This window comes from Blastococcus sp. SYSU DS0619, assembly GCF_054051035.1.
In genome coordinates, this window is the sequence record NZ_JBJHAM010000013.1 from 72,529 (window position 1) to 93,116 (window position 20,588).

The 20,588-nt window shown below is 73.4% G+C and carries 17 protein-coding genes and 1 tRNA gene; 10 read left to right on the forward strand and 8 right to left on the reverse strand.

Annotated elements, in window-relative coordinates:
* Positions 1-18 precede the first annotated feature (18 nt).
* A complete protein-coding gene (locus ACI79T_RS14725; protein WP_456610822.1) occupies positions 19-1,203 on the reverse strand; it encodes a hypothetical protein in 1,185 nt (394 codons plus the stop codon).
* Between the two features lie 157 nt (positions 1,204-1,360).
* Here ACI79T_RS14725 and orn point away from each other — a divergent pair, with 157 nt between their 5' ends.
* The 3 genes from orn to ACI79T_RS14740 all read left to right on the forward strand — a co-directional run bounded on the left by orn (position 1,361) and on the right by ACI79T_RS14740 (position 3,860).
* Complete coding sequence (orn, locus tag ACI79T_RS14730) at positions 1,361-2,008, forward strand: oligoribonuclease (protein ID WP_456610823.1); 648 nt, start codon at positions 1,361-1,363, stop codon at positions 2,006-2,008.
* Between the two features lie 89 nt (positions 2,009-2,097).
* A tRNA-His gene (locus tag ACI79T_RS14735) sits at positions 2,098-2,170 on the forward strand.
* Between the two features lie 355 nt (positions 2,171-2,525).
* Positions 2,526-3,860 carry a heparin lyase I family protein gene (locus ACI79T_RS14740; protein ID WP_456610824.1) on the forward strand — a complete coding sequence of 445 codons (1,335 nt, stop codon included), beginning with the start codon at positions 2,526-2,528 and terminating at the stop codon, positions 3,858-3,860.
* Positions 3,861-3,945: 85 nt separating this feature from the next.
* Here ACI79T_RS14740 and ACI79T_RS14745 read toward each other — a convergent pair whose 3' ends face one another.
* Both ACI79T_RS14745 and ACI79T_RS14750 read right to left on the reverse strand, forming a co-directional pair.
* Positions 3,946-4,716, reverse strand: coding sequence for a hypothetical protein (locus ACI79T_RS14745; RefSeq protein WP_456610825.1), 771 nt, complete (start codon positions 4,714-4,716; stop codon positions 3,946-3,948).
* Positions 4,713-5,180 (reverse strand): RNA polymerase sigma factor, encoded by a 468-nt coding sequence (locus ACI79T_RS14750; protein WP_456610826.1) that lies wholly within the window; start codon positions 5,178-5,180, stop codon positions 4,713-4,715. The genes ACI79T_RS14745 and ACI79T_RS14750 overlap by 4 nt, the downstream gene beginning before the upstream one ends.
* Before the next feature lie 106 nt (positions 5,181-5,286).
* Between ACI79T_RS14750 and ACI79T_RS14755 the strand changes: the two genes are divergently transcribed.
* Positions 5,287-6,648, forward strand: a complete 1,362-nt coding sequence (locus ACI79T_RS14755) for a wax ester/triacylglycerol synthase family O-acyltransferase (RefSeq protein ID WP_456610827.1) — start codon at positions 5,287-5,289, stop codon at positions 6,646-6,648.
* Positions 6,649-6,738: 90 nt separating this feature from the next.
* Here ACI79T_RS14755 and ACI79T_RS14760 read toward each other — a convergent pair whose 3' ends face one another.
* On the reverse strand, positions 6,739-8,454 hold the full coding sequence (locus ACI79T_RS14760) for a bifunctional metallophosphatase/5'-nucleotidase (RefSeq protein ID WP_456610828.1): 1,716 nt from the start codon (positions 8,452-8,454) through the stop codon (positions 6,739-6,741).
* 199 nt (positions 8,455-8,653) lie between these two features.
* Here ACI79T_RS14760 and ACI79T_RS14765 point away from each other — a divergent pair, with 199 nt between their 5' ends.
* Entirely contained in the window at positions 8,654-9,109 is a 456-nt protein-coding gene (locus ACI79T_RS14765; protein WP_456610829.1) for a hypothetical protein, read from the forward strand.
* A 21-nt stretch (positions 9,110-9,130) separates the two neighbouring features.
* Here ACI79T_RS14765 and pgi read toward each other — a convergent pair whose 3' ends face one another.
* The gene (gene pgi, locus ACI79T_RS14770; protein ID WP_456610830.1) at positions 9,131-10,762 is read right to left on the reverse strand and encodes a glucose-6-phosphate isomerase; all 1,632 of its coding nucleotides are present in this window, start codon (positions 10,760-10,762) and stop codon (positions 9,131-9,133) included.
* Positions 10,763-11,074: 312 nt separating this feature from the next.
* On the opposite strand from pgi, the gene ACI79T_RS14775 reads away from it, so the two are divergent.
* The 5 genes from ACI79T_RS14775 to ACI79T_RS14795 all read left to right on the forward strand — a co-directional run bounded on the left by ACI79T_RS14775 (position 11,075) and on the right by ACI79T_RS14795 (position 17,063).
* Positions 11,075-12,565 carry a SulP family inorganic anion transporter gene (locus tag ACI79T_RS14775; protein WP_456610831.1) on the forward strand — a complete coding sequence of 497 codons (1,491 nt, stop codon included), beginning with the start codon at positions 11,075-11,077 and terminating at the stop codon, positions 12,563-12,565.
* A gap of 65 nt (positions 12,566-12,630) precedes the next feature.
* On the forward strand, positions 12,631-13,029 hold the full coding sequence (locus ACI79T_RS14780) for a MerR family transcriptional regulator (protein ID WP_456610832.1): 399 nt from the start codon (positions 12,631-12,633) through the stop codon (positions 13,027-13,029).
* 76 nt (positions 13,030-13,105) lie between these two features.
* Positions 13,106-14,119, forward strand: a complete 1,014-nt coding sequence (locus ACI79T_RS14785; RefSeq protein ID WP_456610833.1) for an aldo/keto reductase family protein — start codon at positions 13,106-13,108, stop codon at positions 14,117-14,119.
* 61 nt (positions 14,120-14,180) lie between these two features.
* Positions 14,181-15,686, forward strand: coding sequence for a mannitol dehydrogenase family protein (locus ACI79T_RS14790; protein ID WP_456610834.1), 1,506 nt, complete (start codon positions 14,181-14,183; stop codon positions 15,684-15,686).
* A gap of 207 nt (positions 15,687-15,893) precedes the next feature.
* Positions 15,894-17,063 carry an AI-2E family transporter gene (locus tag ACI79T_RS14795; RefSeq protein WP_456610835.1) on the forward strand — a complete coding sequence of 390 codons (1,170 nt, stop codon included), beginning with the start codon at positions 15,894-15,896 and terminating at the stop codon, positions 17,061-17,063.
* 80 nt (positions 17,064-17,143) lie between these two features.
* Here ACI79T_RS14795 and aztD read toward each other — a convergent pair whose 3' ends face one another.
* From aztD to ACI79T_RS14810, 3 genes are read right to left on the reverse strand one after another with little or no spacing between them, the layout of a single operon-like run.
* Positions 17,144-18,379 carry a zinc metallochaperone AztD gene (gene aztD / locus ACI79T_RS14800; protein ID WP_456610836.1) on the reverse strand — a complete coding sequence of 412 codons (1,236 nt, stop codon included), beginning with the start codon at positions 18,377-18,379 and terminating at the stop codon, positions 17,144-17,146.
* A 44-nt stretch (positions 18,380-18,423) separates the two neighbouring features.
* Positions 18,424-19,332, reverse strand: a complete 909-nt coding sequence (aztC, locus tag ACI79T_RS14805; RefSeq protein WP_456610837.1) for a zinc ABC transporter substrate-binding protein AztC — start codon at positions 19,330-19,332, stop codon at positions 18,424-18,426.
* Positions 19,329-20,561: a hypothetical protein gene (locus tag ACI79T_RS14810; RefSeq protein WP_456610838.1), complete on the reverse strand. Its 1,233-nt coding sequence runs from the start codon at positions 20,559-20,561 to the stop codon at positions 19,329-19,331. Before ACI79T_RS14810 ends, aztC begins: the two co-directional genes overlap by 4 nt.
* Between the last annotated feature and the right edge of the window lie 27 nt (positions 20,562-20,588).

The following is a 20,588-nucleotide window of genomic DNA, read 5'->3' on the forward strand; positions in this document are numbered from 1 at the left end:
CCGGCCGGTGCGGGCGGGTCAGACGGCGACGGGCTCCGGCGCGGCGGCCGGCTCGTCCGCGACGCGCCAACGGGCCAGCCACGAGCTGCGCTCGAGCACGTCCAGCCCGCCCCACAGCACGGCGAACCCGACGGCGACCGGCAGCACCGACCACCAGTTCCACGGAGGCAGCAGCCCCATCGCGTCCAGCGGGAAGGCGAGGGCGTACACGGCCGCCGTGACGACCAGCGCGGCTGCCCAGCCCGGGAGGCGCCGGGTGACGGCGACGTCGATGAGCACCGCGCCCAGGATGAGGACGACCGGCAGCACCGAGGGCGGGAAGCCGGTGGCGACCAGCCCGAGCCACATGACGCCGCGGTAGCCGAGGTACCCGACGGCGATCACCGTCGCCGTCCAGCGCAGCCCGACCATCTTCCGGGCCACCACGAGCGAGAGCAGCCCGGCGCAGATCAGCCAGGCCGGGTGCACCCAGGAGGGCACCGGCAGCATGAACATCGTCGGCGTCTGCCCCTGCGAGGCGGCGAAGTCCAGCAGCGACGGCTCGGCCGTCGTCCGGCCCGCGTTGTACGCCTCCAGCGACAGCACCCCGTACTCCTGGTGCTGGTTCGGGAAGACGACGTTCTCCACGAAGAACAGCCACAGCCCCAGCGAGACGAGGTCCCTCGTGCGGCCCGGCGCGGCGTACAGCCACCAGCCGCGCAGCGCGCCGGCCAGCATGATCGCCGTCCCGAGGTAGAGCAGGGCGTGGCTGGGGCTCCAGCTGGTGATGTCCAGCCCGTTGACCCGGTGGTTGACGATGTCGATCGGGACCGCGATCAGGAACGTCGCGATGCCGGCCTGCATCAGCCGCAGCGCGCGCCGGTCGACGCCGTAGCCGCTGTAGCTGTGGAACAGCACCAGGACGACGACGAGCGCGGTGCCCACCGTGTTGAGCAGGTGCGGGGGCGCGAGGTCGTCACGCAGCCACATGAAGTGCCAGGAGACGTCCCAGGAGGAGCCGAGCATCTTCAGCAGGAAGGCCGCCAGCCACGCGGTGTAGATCCAGCGCAGCTCCGTCTGGTCCGCGGCCCGGCCCGGGCGGCCGGGGGTCATGTACGCCGCCCACAGCCACCGCACGAGCGCGATCGGGTGGGCCAGGCCGGCACGGAGCGTTCCCGGCGCCTGGGGCACGGGGCGCGCGGTGGGGGCGGGTGCAGAGGACACGGGAAGGCTTCCTGACGAGAGGACGTTCCGGCGACCCTAGCCGCGATCGGGACCGATTCCGAGGCATTCCGGTCACGGCTCCCGGCGGGGTGTGGCGTGCGGGCACCCGCGGGGTGATCGGGGCGGCCGGGACGGGCGGTGCGTACTGTCGGCCGACGTGGCGGAGAGCGCGGGACACCTGGTCTGGATCGACTGCGAGATGACCGGCCTGGACCTGACCAAGGACAAGCTGATCGAGGTCGCGGTGCTGATCACCGACTCGGAGCTGAACGTCCTGGACCCGGGGCTGGACCTCATCATCTCCGCCGACGACGCCGACCTCGACGGCATGACCGAGTTCGTCGCCGAGATGCACGCCAAGTCGGGGCTGACCGACGCCGTCCGGGCGGCGACGCTCACCCTCGCCGAGGCCGAGCAGCAGATCCTGGCCTACGTGAAGCGGTTCGTGCCCGACCGGCGCACGGCCCCGCTGTGCGGGAACTCCATCGGCACCGATCGCGGCTTCCTCGCCCGCGACATGCCCGAGCTCGACGACCACCTGCACTACCGGATGGTCGACGTCTCCTCGGTGAAGGAGCTGGCCCGCCGCTGGTTCCCCCGCGTGTACTTCGCCCAGCCGCCCAAGGGGCTCGCCCACCGGGCGCTGGCCGACATCATCGAGTCCGTGCGGGAGCTGGCCTACTACCGGCGCACGCTGTTCGTCCCGGCCCCGGGCCCCCACGGCGACCAGGCGAAGAAGGTCGCCGGCGAGGTGGTCGACTCGTTCGCCGAGCTGCTGGCGTCCGGCGACGCCGGCCCCGCCTGACCCCTCCCGACTCCCCTGCCGGAGCCGGCCACCGGCTCCGGTATCGTTGTCCCGTTCCCTCCGGGCGCCTGCGTCCGGGCGGAGGCACGGTGGGTGTAGCTCAGTCGGTAGAGCACCAGGTTGTGATCCTGGGTGTCGCGGGTTCGAGCCCCGTCACTCACCCCGAGCGAAAGTGCTGGTCAGCGGCTCGCTGGCCAGCACTTTCTGCTATGTGACGACACCCGGACGGCACGTCACGGGCGCGCGTGCGGCGAGGGGACGTGCCGCTCGGCCCCTATCCCGGTCCGACCGCACACGCCGAAGCGTTTCTGGATCCTGCGTGTCACCAGGGCGTTGGTAGCAGAGAGCATTTGACCGGTTGCGCTCTGTCAGTACGGGCGGCTACATGTAGGTCATGACCAGAGCGGAACCAGTTCAGCCGGATCGGTACGGGCATGAGCGGCAGTCGCCGCGCGACGGTGGTGCTCCGGCGGGCGGGGGCGGCGCGCATGCCCGTCCCCGCAGGGGCGTCGTCCGCGTGAAGCGCAACCTCCTGGCCTCCGGCGCGCTCGCGAGCGTCGCCCTGGTCGCCTTCTCGTCCATGGCCATCGCTGCTCCCGAGCCGCTCCCCAGCGGCGCCGAGGTCACCGCCGAGGACTACAACGAGCTGCTCGAGCAGGTGGAGGCGCTCGAGGCCATCGTCCGCGCCGAGCACCCGGGCGCCTTCCCGACGGAGCCGGCCGAGCCCGCGACCGAGCCGGCCGAGCCGCCGGTCGAGCCCACCGAGCCCCCGACCGAGCCCGAGCCGGAGGAGCGCGCCGTCCTCCCGGCTCCGTCCGACGTCACCGTCCGCTCCGTCGACCAGCGTGCCGTCGCCGACTGGGCCGACGTCGAGAACGCGGCCGACTACGTGATCCGTGAGCGTCGGACGCCCGACGAGCTCCGCGTCGTCACCGAGAGCACCCGCACCTCGCCGGTCCTCTCCCTCACGGACCCCGACTACTACTACTCCGTGGCGGCCCGCGACGCCGACGGCGTCATCGGCACGTGGTCCGCGGAGGTCCACGTCGTCATCACGGCCCCCACGACGGCGGCAGCGCCCACCCCGCCCCCGCCGGCCGAGCCGGAGCCCGCGGCGCCCGCGGCCCAGCCGGCCCGCGTCTGGGACTACGAGCCCGGCGGCTCCCTCGTCCCGCCGTGGATGGAGATCCACGCGCTCCGGTCCGACCAGCACGGGATCACCACCGAGAACCCGTACCCCGGCACCACGCGGTCGGCGTTCTTCACCGTGAAGCGGGGCGACACCGGCTGGAACGGCACCCGGGGGACGCTCCGGTCCGAGGTCCGCGACTCGATCGCGAACTCGGGGAACGTGAAGGAGGGGACCGACCAGTGGTGGGCCTGGCCGACGTTCTTCCCGGCCGACTTCGACTGGGACGAGAGGGGCCAGTTCCTCATCTTCACCCAGTGGCACCAGACGGTGAACTCGGGGAACCCGAACGTCCACTTCTGGTCGGACGTGAACGAGCACCTCATGGTCGACGTGCGCGGCGGGACCGGTGGCCGGGTCGCCGGTGATGCCCAGTACACCCGCACGTTCGACCTCGGCCTGATCGACAAGGGCTCGTGGAACGACTTCATGGTCCACTTCGTCTGGTCCTCGGACCCGAGCAAGGGCCTGATCGAGGTCTGGCACCAGGGCGAGCGCGTGCTCTCCGAGAACGTGGCGAACCTCTACGTGGGCCAGTCGGTCTACATCAAGCAGGGGATCTACTCGGCGGCCGGGACCAACCGGGTCCACCGCATCCAGCACAGCGTGCTGCGCCACGGCCCGACGCGCGCCTCCGTCGAGGGGCTCCCCTCGCTCGACTGACGCGCCCCGTTCCCGGGACGGCCCCGCCGAGCACCTCTGCGGTGAGGGGGCCGTCCCGGGTCGGGTCCCTGCCCGGGCGGTGGAGCTAGTCGGCGGCGGGCACCCCGAGTGCCGACAGGCGCTCCTCGTGGACCGCCACCGCACGGCCGGTGCCGTCCTGCAGCGTGATCGTCGCGACGTCGGTGTCGTCGGGGACGCCGACCACGCCGTAGCGAGGACCGTCCGGGGCGTCCTCCCGCGGCCGGGTGGGGACGGGTGGCAGCGTCGTCCCGTCGACCTCGACGACCAGGTGGGTGACGTCCGGGTGGACCGCGGCCATACCGCCCCAGGGACCGTCGTCGCCCTCGCCGAGCCGCATCCAGTCGACAGCCGCTCGGGACGGATCGGCCAGCCAGGCGGTCTCGTCCCAGCGGTCGCAGCCGGGCCGCTCCCCTTCCCGCGGGTCGCCGTAGGCCATCCCGCCGGTGCTCCACTCCTGCCCGACCTGGTTGGTGGCGGCGGAGACGATCTCCACGCCGGCCATCGGCCGGCCGCAGACGTCCTCGTGGAAGGAGGGCACGAGCCAGTAGCGGACGCCCTCGACCTCGCCCGAGCTCAGCACGTCCGGCGGCGGGAGCTCGGAGACGTACTCGGGGCCGCTCTGCAGGTAGGCGAACGCGGCCAGCGACAGCGTCCCGGCGGTCACCCCGGCCACCGCGGCCAGGCGGCGCGGTCGCCTGCCGGGCGGCGGCGAGTCGAGGCCCGGGCCGCTCGGCGCCGGTGCGCTGTCGGCGGTGACCGCAGCGGCGACCGCGGCCAGCGACGTCCGCAGGCGACGTTCGAGCACGGGATCGATGTCCAGCTGGTCGGTGGTCATGCCAGGTCCTTCCGGAGTGTGTCGAGGGCGCGGCGGAGGTCGGACCGGACGGTCGCGGCCGGGCGCCCGAGGAGCCGGCCGATCTCGACGAGCGGGAGGTCCTCGTAGAAGTGCAGGACGACGACGGCCCGTTGCCGGGGCGGCAGCTCGCGCAGGACCGCCCACGTCTCGTCGACCTCCGGGATGCCGGTGACGGGTTCGCGATCGAGCACGGCGCGGCGGTCGCGGGCGCGGCGGCGGTGGACGTCGGCGCAGGAGTTGACCACCGCCCGCTTCAGGTACGACAGCGGCTGGGCGATGGAGTTCCACCGCGGGAAGGCCGCGGTGAAGACGGCCTGGACGGCGTCCTCGGCGTGCTCCCGGGAACCGGTCAGCAGGACCGCCAGCCGGAGCAGCGGGAGCCGCTGCTCCTTGTAGGCCACCTCGAACGACGGACCGACGCCGGTGGCGGGTGCAGACCTCACACCTCTCAGTCGTACAGCGACGGCGGATCGTTGCAGATCTCGCCGGGTCGGGGCCGCTGGCCGCACCGGGCGTGCGGTCCCCGGGCGTCCGTGCCACCCTCGCGGCGTGGCGGCCACGGAACGGATGGCGAGCGTCGATGCGGCCTGGTTGCACATGGACCGGCCGACCAACCTCATGGTCGTCACCTGCGTCTTCTGGTTCGACCGGCCGCTGGACTGGGACCGGGTCGCGGCGGCGTTCACCGAGCGGCTGGTACCGGCCTTCCCGCGATTCGCCCAGCGGGTGGTCGAACCGCCGGTCACGTTCGGCCTGATCGGCCCGCGGTGGGCCGATGTGGACGACTTCGACGTCCGCGGTCACCTGCGTCGGGTCGTACTGCCCGCCCCCGGCGGCGACGCCGAACTGCACGCCCACGTCAGCGGGCGGGCCGACCGCCCGCTGGACCCCGGCCGGCCGCTGTGGGAAGCGGACCTGATCGACGGCTACGGCGACGGCTGCGCCGTCCTGCTGCGCACCCACCACGCGATCGCCGACGGCACGGCACTGGTCCAGGCCCTGCTGACCCTCGCCGACCCTCCCGACGGACGGCCGTCGCACGCCGGGCAGCGCACGCTCGCCGCGGGCAGCGCCTTCGGCCTACCGTCCCGGGGGCTCCTCCGTCCGCCGGGAGGCGACGGGGGCCGCCCCGGGTTGATGGACCACGCACGAGCCGCCGTGGACCGGACCGCGATGCTGCAACGGCTCGGCTTCGCTGCGGCCGACGAGCCCAGCGTCCTGCGGGGCCCGCTGTCGGGGCGCAAGCTGATGACCTGGTCACCGCCGGTGCCCCTGGAACAGGTGAAGCGCGCGGGGCAGGCGGTCGGCGCGACCGTCAACGACGTCGCACTGGCCGCCGTTGCCGGCGCGTTGCGCCGGCACCTGCTGGCGCACGGCCAGCCGGTCGAGCGGTTGACCGCCGTGGTGCCGGTGAACCTGCGGCCACCGGACCAGCCCCTCGACCCCCGGCGCGGCAACCAGTTCGGGCTGGCCTTCGTCCGGCTCCCGGTCGGCGAGCCGGATCCACGTGCTCGGCTGCGGGCCGTGCAGACGGCGATGGCCCGGGTGAAGGCCACGGGCGAGGGGCTGGTCGTCTCCGGCGCGCTGGCGGTCATGGGGCAGACCCCGGTCCAGCTCGAGCAACGGTGGCTGGACCTGTTCGCCGGTCGGGCCACCGCAGTCGTCACCAACATCGCGGGCCCCCGCGAACCGGTGGCCCTGGCCGGGGTCCCGTTGCGCGGGTTCACCGCCTGGGTGCCCTCCACCGGACCGATCGGCGTGGGGCTGTCCATCTGCAGCTACGCAGGCAACCTGCTGGTCGGTGTCGCGGTCGACGAGGCGCTCGTGCCGGACAGCGACCAGCTCCTGGCCGCCCTGACCGCGGAGGTCGCCGCGTTCTCCCGGACGGAGCGGCCCGGGTCGGACGACTGACCGGGTCGCTGCCGGCCGGCGGTCGGAGGGGCCCGGCCGGTGCAGCGGGCGTCACCTGCTCCGGAGAGCCGGTGACGCCCGCCGTGGGTGTCAGCCGGCCACGGTGATGCGATCGGTCTCCGGTGCGGGCACCGGGTCACCCGACAGGTAGGCCACCAGCGCGTCGATGTCGAAGCCGGGCTGGTTGACCGGGTCGGCGCCTTCGGTGAGCACGGTGAAGCCGTCCCCGCCGCCGGCCAGGAAGCTGTTGACCGTGATGCGGTAGGTCTCCTCGAGCGCGACGGCCTCGTCGCCGATGGTGAGCGACCCGGGGACCACGCTGCTGCCGTCCGCCGCCACCTCGTAGCGGACCGAGGCCGAGGGGGCGAGCACCCGGCCGACCTCGAACTGCTGGTCGAGCAGCGCGTACAGCTGCTCGCCGGTCAGGTCCAGCGTGGTGAGCAGGTTGTTGAACGGCTGGACCTCGAAGGCCTCGCCGTAGGTCACCACGCCGTCGCCCTCGCCGGCATCGGAGGAGGCGTAGAGCAGGTCGGCGCGCACCCCACCGGGGTTCATGAAGGCCGCGACCGCTCCGGCCTCGTCGTCGGTGGCCGCCAGCTGGGCGTCGGCGATCAGGTTCCCGAGCGGCGACTCGCCCTGCAGCGACCCGACGAGGGTCTCCTGGGCCCGGACGATGTCCTCGGTGATCGAACCGACCGGCTCGTTGGCGATCGGCTCGGCCAGCTGGGCGTAGCGGTCGAGGAGCTCCTGCGCCTTCCGGTCGGGCCGGACGTCCCGGGTGACGACGACGTTCTCGGCGCGCGCGGCCACGACGTCGCCGCTGCGCCGGTCGAGGCTCAGGTCGATGTCGGTGATCAGCCGCCCGTTGGACAGCGCCTGGGTGACGAGCTTGCCGTCGACCTCGTCCTCGCCCTGGCAGACGAATCCGTTGTGGTAGTGCCCGGTGAGGACGACGTCGACGGCGTCGTCGACCGCGCGGGCGATGTCGAAGGCCGGGCCGGTCGGCTCCTCGCAGGCGTTGATGCCGCCGCCCGCGGTGCCGCCCTCGTGCAGCGCGACGACGATCGCCTCGACACCGTCGGCGCGCAGCTCGGCCACGTAGCGGTCGATGGTCTCCACCTCGTCGGCGAAGCGGACGTCGGCGATGCCCTCGGCCGAGACGATGGAGGGGGTCTCATCGAGGGTGAGCCCGATGACGCCCACCGGCACACCCTTGAAGCGGTAGACCTCGTAGGGCGGCAGGATCGGCTCGCCGGTCTCCCGGCCCACCACGTTGGCGGCCAGCCAGTCGGCGTCGGACCCGTTGTAGCCGGTGCCGTCCAGGCAGCCGTCCTCGGGGTGGCATGCGCCGCCCTCGATGATGCGCTGCAGCTCGTCGACCCCCTCGTCGAACTCGTGGTTGCCGACCGCGGCGACGTCCAGGCCGAGCCGGTCCATCGCGTCGACGGTCGGCTCGTCGCGGAAGAGGGCCGACAGGAACGGGCTGCCCCCGATCAGGTCGCCGTTGCTGATCGTGAGGGTCTGGCGGTTCTGCGCCTCCAGCTGCCGGAGGTGGGTGGCGAAGTAGGCCAGGCCACCCGCGTCGACCACGCTGCCGTCGGCCAGCGTGACCCGCCCGCCGGAGCCGCCCGGCGGCTCCAGGGCGCCGTGGAAGTCGTTGAAGGCGAGCAGCTGCACCTCGACCGGCTTCGGTCCGGCCGGTGGGTGGTGCCCGGGGCCGCCGGCCACCGCGGGCGCGGCGGCGGCGAGGGCGAGGGCGGACAGGGACGCGGTCGCGGCCAGGGTGACCACGGGACGGAGCCTCATGCGGTACTCCTCGGGAGGGGGCGATTCCGGGTCACCGTAGGTCGGTCGCGGGGTCTCCGGGCGAGCTGCCGGTGAACAGCCGGCGACACCGGACGAGCACGGGGCGGGTCGGCCACGAGGCGTCACCCGGTGGACGCGCGCGATGACGCAGCTCACACTGAGCGCATCCTGAGGCACCGACCGAACGGGAGCACGGACCATGCGCCGCTGCCTGATCGTCGCCAACCAGACCCTCACCACCGACACGCTCAGCCGGGCCGTCCAGGAGCGGATGGCGGCCGGACCGCACGAGTTCCACCTCGTGGCCCCGGCCACCCCGGCAGCCGACGAGGTCGACGGCCCGAGCGCGTACGCGGCCCTGGGCCCCTCCCCGAGTGACCGCGCCTACGCCCTCGCCCGGCAGCGCCTCGACCGGGCGCTGGACCACCTGCGCGCCCTGGGCGCCGCGGTCGAGGGCGAGGTCGGCGACCCGGACGCGCTGGAGGCGGTCCGGACCACCCTCCGCCACTTCCCGGCCGACGAGATCGTCGTCTCCACGCTGCCGCAGGGGCTGTCCCAGTGGCTGCGCCGCGACCTGCCGGCACGCCTGCGCAAGAGCTGCGGCATCCCGGTCACCCACCTCGCCGCCGACGCCACCGTCACGGCACGGGCCTGATCACCCGCAGCCCTGTACCCGTCAGGCCGGCCGCCCCCGCATCCGCCGGTACTCCGCCACCAGCGCCGTCGTGGACGCGTCCTGGTCCGTCGACACCGGATCCGCGCTGGTCAGCGCGGGCGCGAGGTCCCGGGCCATCACCTTGCCCAGCTCGACGCCCCACTGGTCGAAGGAGTCGAGCTGCCAGACCACGCCCTGGGTGAAGACGACGTGCTCGTAGAGCGCGACCAGCTGACCGAGGGTCGCCGGGGTGAGCCGCGGGGCCAGGATCACCGAGCTCGGCCGGTTCCCCGGCATGACCTTGTGCGGCACCAGCGACGACGGCGTCCCGTCGGCTGCCACCTCCTCGGCGGTGCGGCCGAAGGCGAGGGCCGCCGACTGGGCGAACATGTTGGCCATCAGCAGGTCGTGCATCTCACCGAGGTCGTGGGCCGGCTCGCCGAAGCCGATGAAGTCGGCCGGGACGAGCGTCGTCCCCTGGTGCAGCAACTGGTGGAAGGCGTGCTGGCCGTTCGTCCCCGGCTCCCCCCAGTAGACCTCCCCGGTGGCCGTGGGAACCGGCTGCCCGTCGGCCTGGACCGACTTGCCGTTGCTCTCCATCGTCAGCTGCTGCAGGTAGGCCGGCAGCCGGGACAGGTACTGGCTGTAGGGCAGGACGGCGTGGGACTGGGCGCCGAAGAAGTTGCGGTACCAGACGTTCAGCATGCCCAGCAGCACGGGCACGTTGGCCTCCAGCGGAGCGGTGCGGAGGTGCTCGTCGACGGCGTGGCAGCCGGCGAGCATCTCGTCGTACGCCTGCGGCCCGATCGCCACCATGAGCGAGAGCCCGATGGCGGAGGTGAAGGAGTACCGGCCTCCGACCCAGTCCCAGAACTCGAACATGTTCTCCGGGTCGATGCCGAACGCGCGCACGGCCTCGGTGTTGGTCGACACGGCCACGAAGTGCTTGGCGACCGCGGCGTCGTCGGCACCCAGCCCGCGGAGCAGCCAGTCCCGGGCGACGGTGGCGTTCGTGAGCGTCTCCAGCGTCGTGAATGTCTTGGAGCTGACGACGACGAGGGTCTCCGCGGGGTCGAGGTCGCGGGTGGCCTCGGCGAAGTCGGTGGGGTCGATGTTGGACACGAAGCGGACGGTCAGGTCCCGGTCGGCGTAGGCCCGCAACGCGGTGTACGCCATCGCCGGGCCGAGGTCGGAGCCGCCGATGCCGATGTTGACCACCGCCCGGATCGGCCGCCCGGTGTGCCCGCGCCACTCCCCCGAGCGCACCCGGTCGGCGAACCGGCGCATCCGCCCGAGGACCTCGTGCACGTCGCGGACGACGTGCTGGCCGTCGACCACCAGCTCCGCGTCCGCCGGCATGCGCAACGCCACGTGCAGCACGGCTCGGTCCTCGGTGGTGTTGATGTGCTCGCCACGGAACATCGCCGCGATCCGCTCGCGGAGCCCGGCCCGCTCGGCGAGCGCGACGAGCAGGCGGATCGTCTCGTCCGTCACGCGGTGCTTGGACCAGTCGACGTACAGGTCGCCGACCTGACCGGTCAGCCGTCGGCCCCGGTCCGGGTCCCCGTCGAACAGGTCGCGCAGGTGTGCCGGGGCCAGCGCCCGGTGGTGCTCGGCGAGGGCACGCCATTCGTCGGTCGCGGTGATGTCCATGCTCGCTCCTCCTGGTTGGGTCCTACGCCCACGGTGCCGTGGTGACCATCGCTCCGCCGATCGAGTCCGGAACGTGACCAACGGCTCACCACTCAACCCTGACGTGACAGACGAGTTCCCGGCAGACTGTCCGTGACCCGAGCGATGCCGCCCGAGCGCAGCGACGATCCGAGTCGGCCGATCCTGACCGACGTCGCCGCCACGGCGCGAGCCCCGCTCCTCCGGGTGCACCGTCGCACCCACTCCCGACTCGGCACCGCCCCCGGTGCTGCCCGCCCGCGCCGGCGACGGCGCATCGAACGAGACGGACCCATGTCTTCTGCTTCCCCCGTCCTCCCCAAGCCGCGGCTGGGCCGGCCCGCCTGGCTCTCCCCGACGGTCGCCCGCACCGAGATCCTCGCCGGTCTCGTCGTCGCGCTGGCGCTGATCCCGGAGGCCATCAGCTTCTCCATCCTCGCCGGCGTCGATCCCCGCGTCGGCCTGTTCTCGTCCTTCGTGATGGCCGTCGTCATCGCCTTCACCGGCGGCCGCCCGGCGATGATCACCGCCGCCACGGGCGCGATCGCCCTGGTCGTCGCACCACTGGCGCTGGAGTACGGCGTCCAGTACCTGTTCGCCGCGGTCATCCTCGGCGGCGTCTTCCAGATCCTGCTGGCCGCGACGGGCGTCGCCCGGCTCATGCGGTTCATCCCGCGCAGCGTCATGGTGGGCTTCGTCAACGCCCTGGCGATCCTGATCTTCACCGCGCAGCTGCCGCAGCTGATCGACGTCCCGTGGCTGGTCTACCCGATGGTCGCCGCCGGGCTGGCGATCATCTTCCTGCTCCCCCGGCTGACGACCGCCGTCCCCCCGCCCCTGGTCGCGATCGTCGTGCTGACCACCCTCGCGGTGGCCGCCGGCTGGGACCTGCCCGACGTCGGCGGCGAGGGCGAGCTGCCCGACAGCCTGCCGTTCTTCCTCCTGCCCGACGTGCCGTTCACCGTCGAGACGCTGAGCATCATCGCGCCCTACGCCCTCGGCGTCGCCTTCGTGGGGCTGATGGAGTCGCTCATGACGGCGAAGCTGGTCGACGACATCACCGACACCCACTCGGACAAGACCCGCGAGTCCTGGGGTCAGGGCGTCGCCAACATGGCGTCGGGCTTCTTCGGCGGCATGGGCGGGTGCGCGATGATCGGCCAGACGATGATCAACGTGAAGGCGTCGGGTGCCCGCACGCGGCTCTCGACCTTCCTGTCCGGGGTCTTCCTGCTGATCCTCGTGGTCGCCCTGGGCGACATCGTCAGCATCATCCCGATGGCCGCCCTGGTCGCCGTCATGATCTTCGTGTCGATCGCGACGTTCGACTGGCACAGCCTGCAGACCATCCACCGGATGCCCAAGAGCGAGACCACCGTGATGCTCGCGACCGTCGCCGTCACGCTGTTCACGCACAACCTGGCGATCGGCGTCGGCGTCGGCGTGCTGGTGGCCTGCGTGCTGTTCGCCCAGCGGATCGCCCACCTGGTGGAGGTCGACCGCGTCGTCGGAGCCGACGGCACGGCGCACTACACCGTGGACGGCGCCCTCTTCTTCGCGTCGAGCAACGACCTGTACACGCAGTTCGAGTACGCGGACGACCCGGAGAACGTGGTCATCGACCTCTCCCGCGCGCACGTGTGGGACGCCTCGACCGTCGCCGCCCTGGACGCCATCACCCACAAGTACGAGACCCGCGGCAAGCACGTCGAGATCGTCGGGCTGCAGGGGCACTCCGCAGACCGCTTCGACCGGCACACCGGCCAGCTCGCCGGCGCCCACTGATGCCACCACGTCTGCTCAGGATCGGCCGGGCGGACGGCCGTCGCGGCATGCCCTATGAAGAGGGGGTGACCGACACCCCTCGCGGCGAGCTCATGCAGATCGGCACGGTCGCCGAGCGCACGGGTCTGAGCCTGCGGACGATCCGCTTCTACGAGGAGAACGGGCTGGTCATCCCGACCGCCCGCTCCGAGGGGGGCTTCCGGCTCTACAGCGAGGACGACGTCGCACGCCTCGAGGTCATCAAGCGCATGAAGCCGCTGGGCTTCACGCTGGAGGAGATGCAGGAGCTGCTGGTCCTGCTGGCCGACGTCGACTCGGGCGCCGGCGACCGCGCGCAGCTGCTCGACCGGCTCCGGATGTTCCACGCGGCGGCCACCGCGCGCGTCACCGCACTGAGGGAGCAGCTCGCCGTCGCCGAGGGCTTCGCCGAGACCCTGGCCGGGCGCCTGGACGCCCACCGCTGAGGCCCGTCGCCGTGCCGGGTGGACGGGGTCCCGCCCTGCCCGCACCGGGCAGCGGGCCCGGCACTACGGTCGAGCCGTGGAGTTTCGTCGACTGGGCCGGTCCGGCCTCAACGTCTCGCAGATCGCCTTCGGCAACTGGCTGACGCACGGCAGCCAGGTCGAGGAGGACGCCGCGGTGGCCTGCGTGCACGCCGCTCTCGACGTCGGGATCACCACCTTCGACACCGCCGACGTCTACGCCGGCACGGCGGCCGAGTCGGTCCTCGGCCGCGCCCTGGCGGGGCAGCGCCGCGAAGGCCTGGAGATCGCGACCAAGGTCTACTGGCCGACCGGCCCCGGCCCGAACGACGGGGGCCTGTCCCGGAAGCACATCGTCGAGAGCTGCCACGCCTCCCTCCGCCGGCTGCAGACCGACCACATCGACCTCTACCAGGCGCACCGCTACGACCCCACGGTGCCGCTGGAGGAGACGATGACGGCCTTCGCCGACCTCGTGCGGGCCGGCAAGGTCCTGTACCTCGGGGTGTCGGAGTGGCGGGCCGACCAGATCGCCGCCGGCGCCGCCCTCGCCCGCGAGCTCGGCGTGCAGCTGATCAGCAACCAGCCGCAGTACTCGATGCTGTGGCGGGTCATCGAGGACGAGGTGGTACCCACCTCCGAGCGGGAGGGGCTCTCCCAGATCGTCTGGTCACCGCTCGCCCAGGGCGTGCTCACCGGCAAGTACCTGCCCGGCGAGCAGCCGCCGGCCGGGAGCCGCGCGAGCCACTCGGGCGTCGGCTTCCAGGTCGAGGGGTTCATGGAGGACGAGGTCCTCACCCGCGTGCAGCGGTTGCGGCCCATCGCCGACGACCTCGGGCTGACGATGGCGCAGCTCGCCCTGGCGTGGGTGCTGCAGAACCCCAACGTCGCCGCGGCGATCATCGGCGCCAGCCGCCCCGAGCAGGTCCACGACAACGTCAAGGCGGCCGGGGTCCGGCTGGACGCCGACATCATGGCGCGGGTCGACGAGGCCCTCGGGGACGTCGTCGAGCGGGACCCCGCCAAGGTGTTCCTGCCCGCGGACCGGAAGGCGAGGGACACGGCCGCGTGACGGTCGTGGCGGCACTCGGGACCGGGGAACGGTCAATCTAACCTCACGTTAGAGTAGGCGGATGCCCAGCCATCCCGCTCCGACCGAGATCGAGCCCGCCCCCACCCTGAACGCCGCCGTCCTGGGCTCGTCGATCTCCGCCGTGGCGCGCCCCGGCTACGACCGGCGCCAGATCCGCACGGGCATCGTGCACATCGGCGTCGGGGGTTTCCACCGGGCCCACCAGGCGATGTACGCGGACCGGCTGATGAACACCGGCGTGGGCCTCGACTGGGGGATCTGCGGCGTGGGCGTGCTGCCGGAGGACCGCCGTATGCGCGACGTGCTGGCCGAGCAGGACGGCCTGTACACGCTCGTCGTCAAGCACCCGGACGGCACGCTGGAGCCGCAGGTCATCGGCTCGATCGTCGAGTACCTCCTGGCACCCGACGACCCGACCGCCGTCGTCGAGAAGATGGCCCACCCCGACACCCGCATCGTCTCCCTGACGGTCACCGAACGGGGGTACAACACCGACCCGGTGACCGGCGCCTTCCAGGACGACGACCCCGGGATCCAGGCCGATCTCCGGCCGGACGCGGTCCTGCGCACGACCTTCGGCCTGGTCACCGAGGCACTGGCCCGCCGTCGCGACCGGGGCCTCCCCCCGTTCACCGTCCTCTCCTGCGACAACCTCCAGGGCAACGGCGACATCGCGCGCCGGGCGTTCACCGCGTTCGCCACCCTGCGCGACCCGGACCTCGGCGCGTGGGTCGGTCGCACGGTGTCGTTCCCGAACACGATGGTCGACCGGATCACCCCGCTGACCACCCCCGACGACATCGCGATGGTGCGCGACCACGTCGGCATCGCCGATGCGTGGCCGGTCGTGTGCGAGCCCTACGTCCAGTGGGTCGTCGAGGACGACTTCCCCGCCGGCCGGCCGCCCTGGGAGGACGCCGGCGTGCAGGTCGTCGAGGACGTCGCCCCGTACGAGGCGATGAAGCTGCGGCTGCTGAACGGCAGCCACCAGGCACTGGCCCACTTCGCCCGTCTGGCGGGGTACACGCACGTGCACGAGGCCTGCCAGGACCCGCTGTGGTCCCGGTTCCTGCGCGGCTACATGGACCACGAGGTGACCCCCACGCTGCCACCCGTACCGGGCGTCGACCTCGAGGGCTACAAGCACACCCTGCTCGAGCGCTTCGCCAGCGCCGCGGTCGCCGACACGGTCGCCCGGCTCTGCGCCCAGACGTCGGCGCTGATCCCGAAGTACGTGCTCCCCGTCGTCCGGGCGGGCCTGGCCAGCGGCGGCGAGGTCCACCGGGCGGCCGCCGTCGTCGCCAGCTGGGCGCGGTGCGCCGAGGGGCGGGACGACTCCGGGCGCCCCCTCCCCCTCGTCGACCGGCAGGCCGACCGGCTCGTCACCAACGCCGGCCGGCACGACGACGACCCGCTGGCCTTCATCGCCGACCGGAGCATCTTCGGCGACCTGGTGGACGACGAACGCTTCACCGCGGCGTACCGGAGCGCGCTCACCTCGCTCCGGGAACGCGGCGCACGCGCCACGCTCGCAGCTCTCGGCTAGCCACACCTCCCGGCGCGCCGGGCGCCTGAGCGGCCGGTGCCGGGCACGGGTGGTCAGGGAGGATGCGCACAGCGGGACGAGCACCGTCTGCGCGCATCGGACCGGAGGCAGCGCATGGCAGAACCGGCACCGCCCCCTCCTGCGGACGGGGCCGTGCGTCGCCAGGCCCCCGCCGGGAGGCGTCCGCCGCACCGGCCGACCGACCGGGTGACGCTGCTGCAGCGCGAGGCGACGATCGCGGGGCGCGTGCTCGTCATCGGGCTGGCCGCGGTCGGGGCGATCTGGCTGGCGCTCCAGGTGCAGTTCGTCGCAGCCGCGGCGATGCTCGGGCTCGCCCAGGTGGCGCTGCTGTGGCCGATCGCCCGCTGGCTGCGGCAGCGGGGCGTCCCGGCCGTCCTCGCCGCCATCGCCTGCGTCGTCGCCTACCTGGCCTTCTTCGTCAGCGTGCTGACCTTTCTCGTGCTGCAGCTGATCGGCGCCTGGCCCGGCCTGGTCGCCGCGGGCGCCGATGCGGTGGACTCGGTCACCGACTGGGCCCAGAGCCGCGCGGACGACCTGGACAACGCCGGGCTCAACCAGGTGCTCGACCAGCTGGAGTCATCCGTGGGCGACGCGCTGAGCGGCGTCGGCGGCGCAGCGGCCCAGGGGCTGAACGCGGCGGGCAACGTCGCCACGGTGCTGGTCATCGCACTGTTCTTCACGCTGTTCGCCCTCACCAGCGGAGACCGGCTGTGGCGGGTGTTCGTCGGCGCGCTCGCCGTGGAGCACCGGGCGGCGACCGACGCGGCCTTCCGCGCCGGGATGCGCACGGCCGGCGCGTGGTTCTACGCGTCCACCGCCACCGGGCTCATCGACGGCATCCTCATCGGTTTCGGGCTGTGGGTGCTCGACGTCCCGCTGGCCCTCCCGATCGGCGCGCTCACGTTCCTGCTCGGGTACGTGCCACTGGTCGGGGCGACGATCGCGGGGGCGGTGGCAGTGGCCGTGGCCGGCGTCACCGGCGGCTGGGCCACGGCCCTGTGGGTGCTGCTCATCGTCGTCGTGGTGCAGCAGATCGAGGGCAACGTCCTGGCACCGCTGCTGCTGTCCCGCGCGATCTCGTTCCACCCGCTGGTCGTCCTGCTGCTGACGACCGGGGCCGCCTCCGCATTCGGGCTGCTGGGCCTGTTCGTCGCGGTCCCGGTCGCCGGGGTGCTCGCGGCCGCGGTGCAGGGCTGGCGCCGGGAGGTGCGCCGCCCGGCGGACGCGCTGCCGGCCGACCCGGACGCCCCGGACGACCCCGCCCCCGGCGCGGACGCGGCCGGCGCGGACGTGGCCGGCGCGGACGTGGCCGGCGCGGACGTGGCCGGCGCGCGCACCGCGGCACCTCCGTCCTGACCGGGAACGCCACCTCCCCGGCACGAGGAGAGGCCCTGGTCGGTGCAGCGACCAGGGCCTCTCCCGTTCCGGGCGGGCGGTCAGCCGGTGACGACCGCGATCTCGTTGGGGGTGACGTCGAGCTCCCCGCTGGCCAGCACCTCACCGGTCGCCAGGTCGACGGCGTGGATCGCGTTCGCGGCCGGGTCGGTGACGTAGGCGATGCCGTCGTGCACCTTCAGCGCCGGGTGCGGGTCCTGCCACTCGGCCGGACCCTCCCACGCGTCGATCACCGGGTGGCTGGCCAGCAGCTCGCCGCTCTCCTCGTCGAGCAGGTGCAGGCTGCCGTCGGTGCCGAGCACGACGGCCTCGTCCTCCGGCCCGCGCGCCAGGTCGCGGAACGTGTACTGCACGCCGTCGGGCAGCGGGAGGACCTGCAGCCGGTCGGCCGCGGTGTCGACGAGGGCGAGCTGCGACAGCAGGTAGCCCTCGGCGTCCGGATCGTCCTTGTAGTCGCCGAGCGCGACCGGGGAGGTCTCGCTGGTGAACACATTGCCGGTGCGGCCGAACGGGTCCGGGGCGGTGAGCTTGGTGAACCCGCCGTCGTAGACCAGCACGCCGTCCTCGCAGCCGAACACCGCCACCTCGCCCGCGACGGTGCCCTCGCCGTGCACGCCGGGGCAGTCCTCCGAGCGGGCGACCTCCTCGCCCGACGGGTCCAGCACCCGCACGCCGGAGCGCCCCTCCTCATCGCCGAGGGTGGACAGCAGGGTGCCGTCCTCGAGCTCGATGGCCACGCCGTGGTGGGCCTCCTCCGACGTCCAGGACCGGGTCTCCGGCAGGCCGTCGGCGTCGAGCAGGTCGGCGGTGGCGAAGGACTCGATGTCCCCGGTGCCGTCGGCGAACAGCACGGTGCGGTCGCCGTGGACCACCACGTGCCCGGCGGTGTCGGCCGGGAAGACGTCGTCGGTCAGCTCGGAGTCGCCGGCGTAGGAGGTGGCGCCGTCGGTCCACACCCCGGCGTCGAGCACCTGGAAGCCCTCATCGGTGGTGACCAGCGCGTGCCGGCCGTCGCCGGCCGCGTTGATCCGCAGGAAGCCGTCGAGCGCGTGGTCGCCGACCACGTCGAGCGTCGCGGCGTCGAGCACCAGGACGCCGCCGTCGTAGGTGAGCGTGAGACGCGGCTGCGCGTCGGACACCGCCTCCGCGCTCGCGGCGTCGGAGGTGGACGGGGAGGCGGCGTCGGCGTCGGGTTCGGCGGAGCAGCCGGCCACGAGCAGGCCGACGGCGCCCAGCATGAGCAGGCGGAGCGGAGGGGACGGTCGGGCGGTCATCATGCCGGCGATCTTACTGGGAACGATTCTCATTCTCATGGCGGGGGTCATCGCAGCCCTGCCACGATGTCCTCGGTGTTCGCCCGCATCATCTGCAGGTAGCTGTCCGCCCCCTGCCCGTCGGCGGTCAGCGACTCGGTGAACAGCGGGACGACCGCCACCTCCACGCCGGCCTGCTCCGCCAGGACCTGCACCAGCCGGTCCGGCTGCGAGGAGTCGGCGAACAGCGTCCGCACCCCGGCCCGGCGGACGGCGTCCGCCAGCTCCGCGAGGTCCCCCGCGCTCGGCGACGCGAGCGTCGAGCCGCTGGGGATCACCGCACCGACCACGGTGAAGCCGAACCGGTCGGCGAGGTAGCCGAACACGTGGTGGTTGGTCACCAGGTTCCGGCGCCCGGCCGGGATCTGGTCGAACTGCGCGGCCATCCAGCCGTCGAGCTCGGCGACCTCGGCCCGGTAGCGCTCGGTCTCGGCCGCCAAGAGCTCGCGGTCGACGCCGTCGACCTGCTCCCCCATCGCGGACGACAGGGCGTCCACCACGGCCAGCATCTGCTGCGGATCGGTCCAGAAGTGCGGGTCGACGCCCTCGTCGTCCTCCGTCGTCCACTCGACCGGGTCCACCGCGTCCCCGGCCTCGACCACCGGAACGCCGTCGTCGCGCGCCGCCTCGACGTGCGCCAGCAGGCCCTCCTCCAGACCCAGGCCGTTGGCCACCAGCAGGTCGGCCTGCCGCATCCGGGCGGCCTCCTGGGCGGAAACCTCGAACGAGTGCGGATCGGCTCCCGGGGGCATCAGCACGAGCACTTCGACCTGGCCGCCCACGAGCTCCCCGACGACGTCGCCGAGGACGTTCGTGGTGACGACCACCAGCGGCCGGTCGTCCGCCGCGGCGCTGCAGCCGGTCAGGGCGGCAGCGGCCACCAGCACACCGGCGAGAGCCCGCCGGAGCCGCCTCATCGGCCCGTCTCCGCGACGTGCGCGGCGGCCACCTCGGTCGGGAAGGTGCGCGCCACCCGGGCTCCGTCGGCGTAGTCGACCTCGATCAGCTCGTGCCGGCCGGGGACGTTGAGGTACGCCCGGTCGGCGTCCACCGAGAGGTCCACGTCGGCCAGCCGGTCGGCCGGCAGCAGCGGCTCGGTGGCCACCACGCTCCCGTCCGCGGGGTCGAGGACGACGACCCGCCCGGTCGCGTCGACGCCGACCACCCGGTCGCGCTCGTCGTCGGCCGCGACGGCGAGCACCCACGGCACCTCCGTCGGCAGCAGCTGCCAGGTCCGGGCCCGGCTGTCGAGCAGCCAGACCCCGCGCTCCCCGGCGGGCGCCGCCACGGAGGGCCGCCCTGGCCGGTTGGCGAGCCCGCCGGCCCGCTCCCCGTCGGGCACGGGGGCCGGGTACAGGATCCGCTCGAGGGCCATCCCGTCGGGGCTCTCGGTCGCGAGCACCGCGCCGTCGGCGCAGGAGACGACGACTCCCACCCGCGTCGGAGCGCCGCCGCGCGGCTCCTCGCACTCGGCCCGGACCCCGGGCAGGGGCTCCCCCGCCGCGTCCCGGCCGACGACGGCGCCGGGTTCCGTGGACACCAGCAGGTCGCCCAGCGGCACCAGAGCACCGTCGTGCGGCTCGCCGTCGACCACGGCGACCTCCGCCAGCTCCCCCCGGCCGAGCACCGCCCGGTCGAGCACCACACCGGCTCCGGTGGTGGGCGAGAAGAGCGCCGTGAGCGTCTCCGACGAGGCCACCCGCACCTCTCCCGCCCAGTCGAGGGAGCCGACCACCCGGGCCGGCGCCCGGTAGTAGTGCACGTGGTCGCCGTGGTCGACCGTCCAGGTGCCGGTGTCGACGACGGCGAGCTCGCCGTCGGGGTCCGACGCCGCGAACAGGTACCGCCCGTCGGTCACCACGGTGGCGACGTCCCCCACGTCGCCCAGCGCGGAGGACTCCCCGGTCAGCAGGTCGAGGGCGAACACCCCCCCGGCGTCGTCCAGGTAGGCCAGCTGCAGCTGCGGTTCGGTCAGCTCCTGGGCGCCGGCGACGTAGCCGTGCCCACCGGAGGACGTCGCGGCGGCGGGCGCGGCCGCGCGGTCGGGGCCGGTGGCGCAGCCGGCGAGGAGGAGGGCGGCGCAGCAGAGCGGCAGCGCTGCCGGCAGATGGCACCGGCCGGGTGGCCGGTGGGACGGGCGGGACACGGGTCCTCCTGGAGGGAACGGGTGGAA

What these genes read in the sequence shown, in the direction of transcription:
- pgi (WP_456610830.1), bottom strand. Translation starts at nt 10,762, where the DNA reads ATGGACATCACCGCGACCGACGAATGGCGTGCCCTCGCCGAGCACCAC.
- ACI79T_RS14790 (WP_456610834.1), top strand. Translation starts at nt 14,181, where the DNA reads ATGCCCAGCCATCCCGCTCCGACCGAGATCGAGCCCGCCCCCACCCTG.
- ACI79T_RS14760 (WP_456610828.1), bottom strand. Translation starts at nt 8,454, where the DNA reads ATGAGGCTCCGTCCCGTGGTCACCCTGGCCGCGACCGCGTCCCTGTCC.
- ACI79T_RS14775 (WP_456610831.1), top strand. Translation starts at nt 11,075, where the DNA reads ATGTCTTCTGCTTCCCCCGTCCTCCCCAAGCCGCGGCTGGGCCGGCCC.
- aztD (WP_456610836.1), bottom strand. Translation starts at nt 18,379, where the DNA reads ATGATGACCGCCCGACCGTCCCCTCCGCTCCGCCTGCTCATGCTGGGC.
- ACI79T_RS14765 (WP_456610829.1), top strand. Translation starts at nt 8,654, where the DNA reads ATGCGCCGCTGCCTGATCGTCGCCAACCAGACCCTCACCACCGACACG.
- aztC (WP_456610837.1), bottom strand. Translation starts at nt 19,332, where the DNA reads ATGAGGCGGCTCCGGCGGGCTCTCGCCGGTGTGCTGGTGGCCGCTGCC.
- ACI79T_RS14745 (WP_456610825.1), bottom strand. Translation starts at nt 4,716, where the DNA reads ATGACCACCGACCAGCTGGACATCGATCCCGTGCTCGAACGTCGCCTG.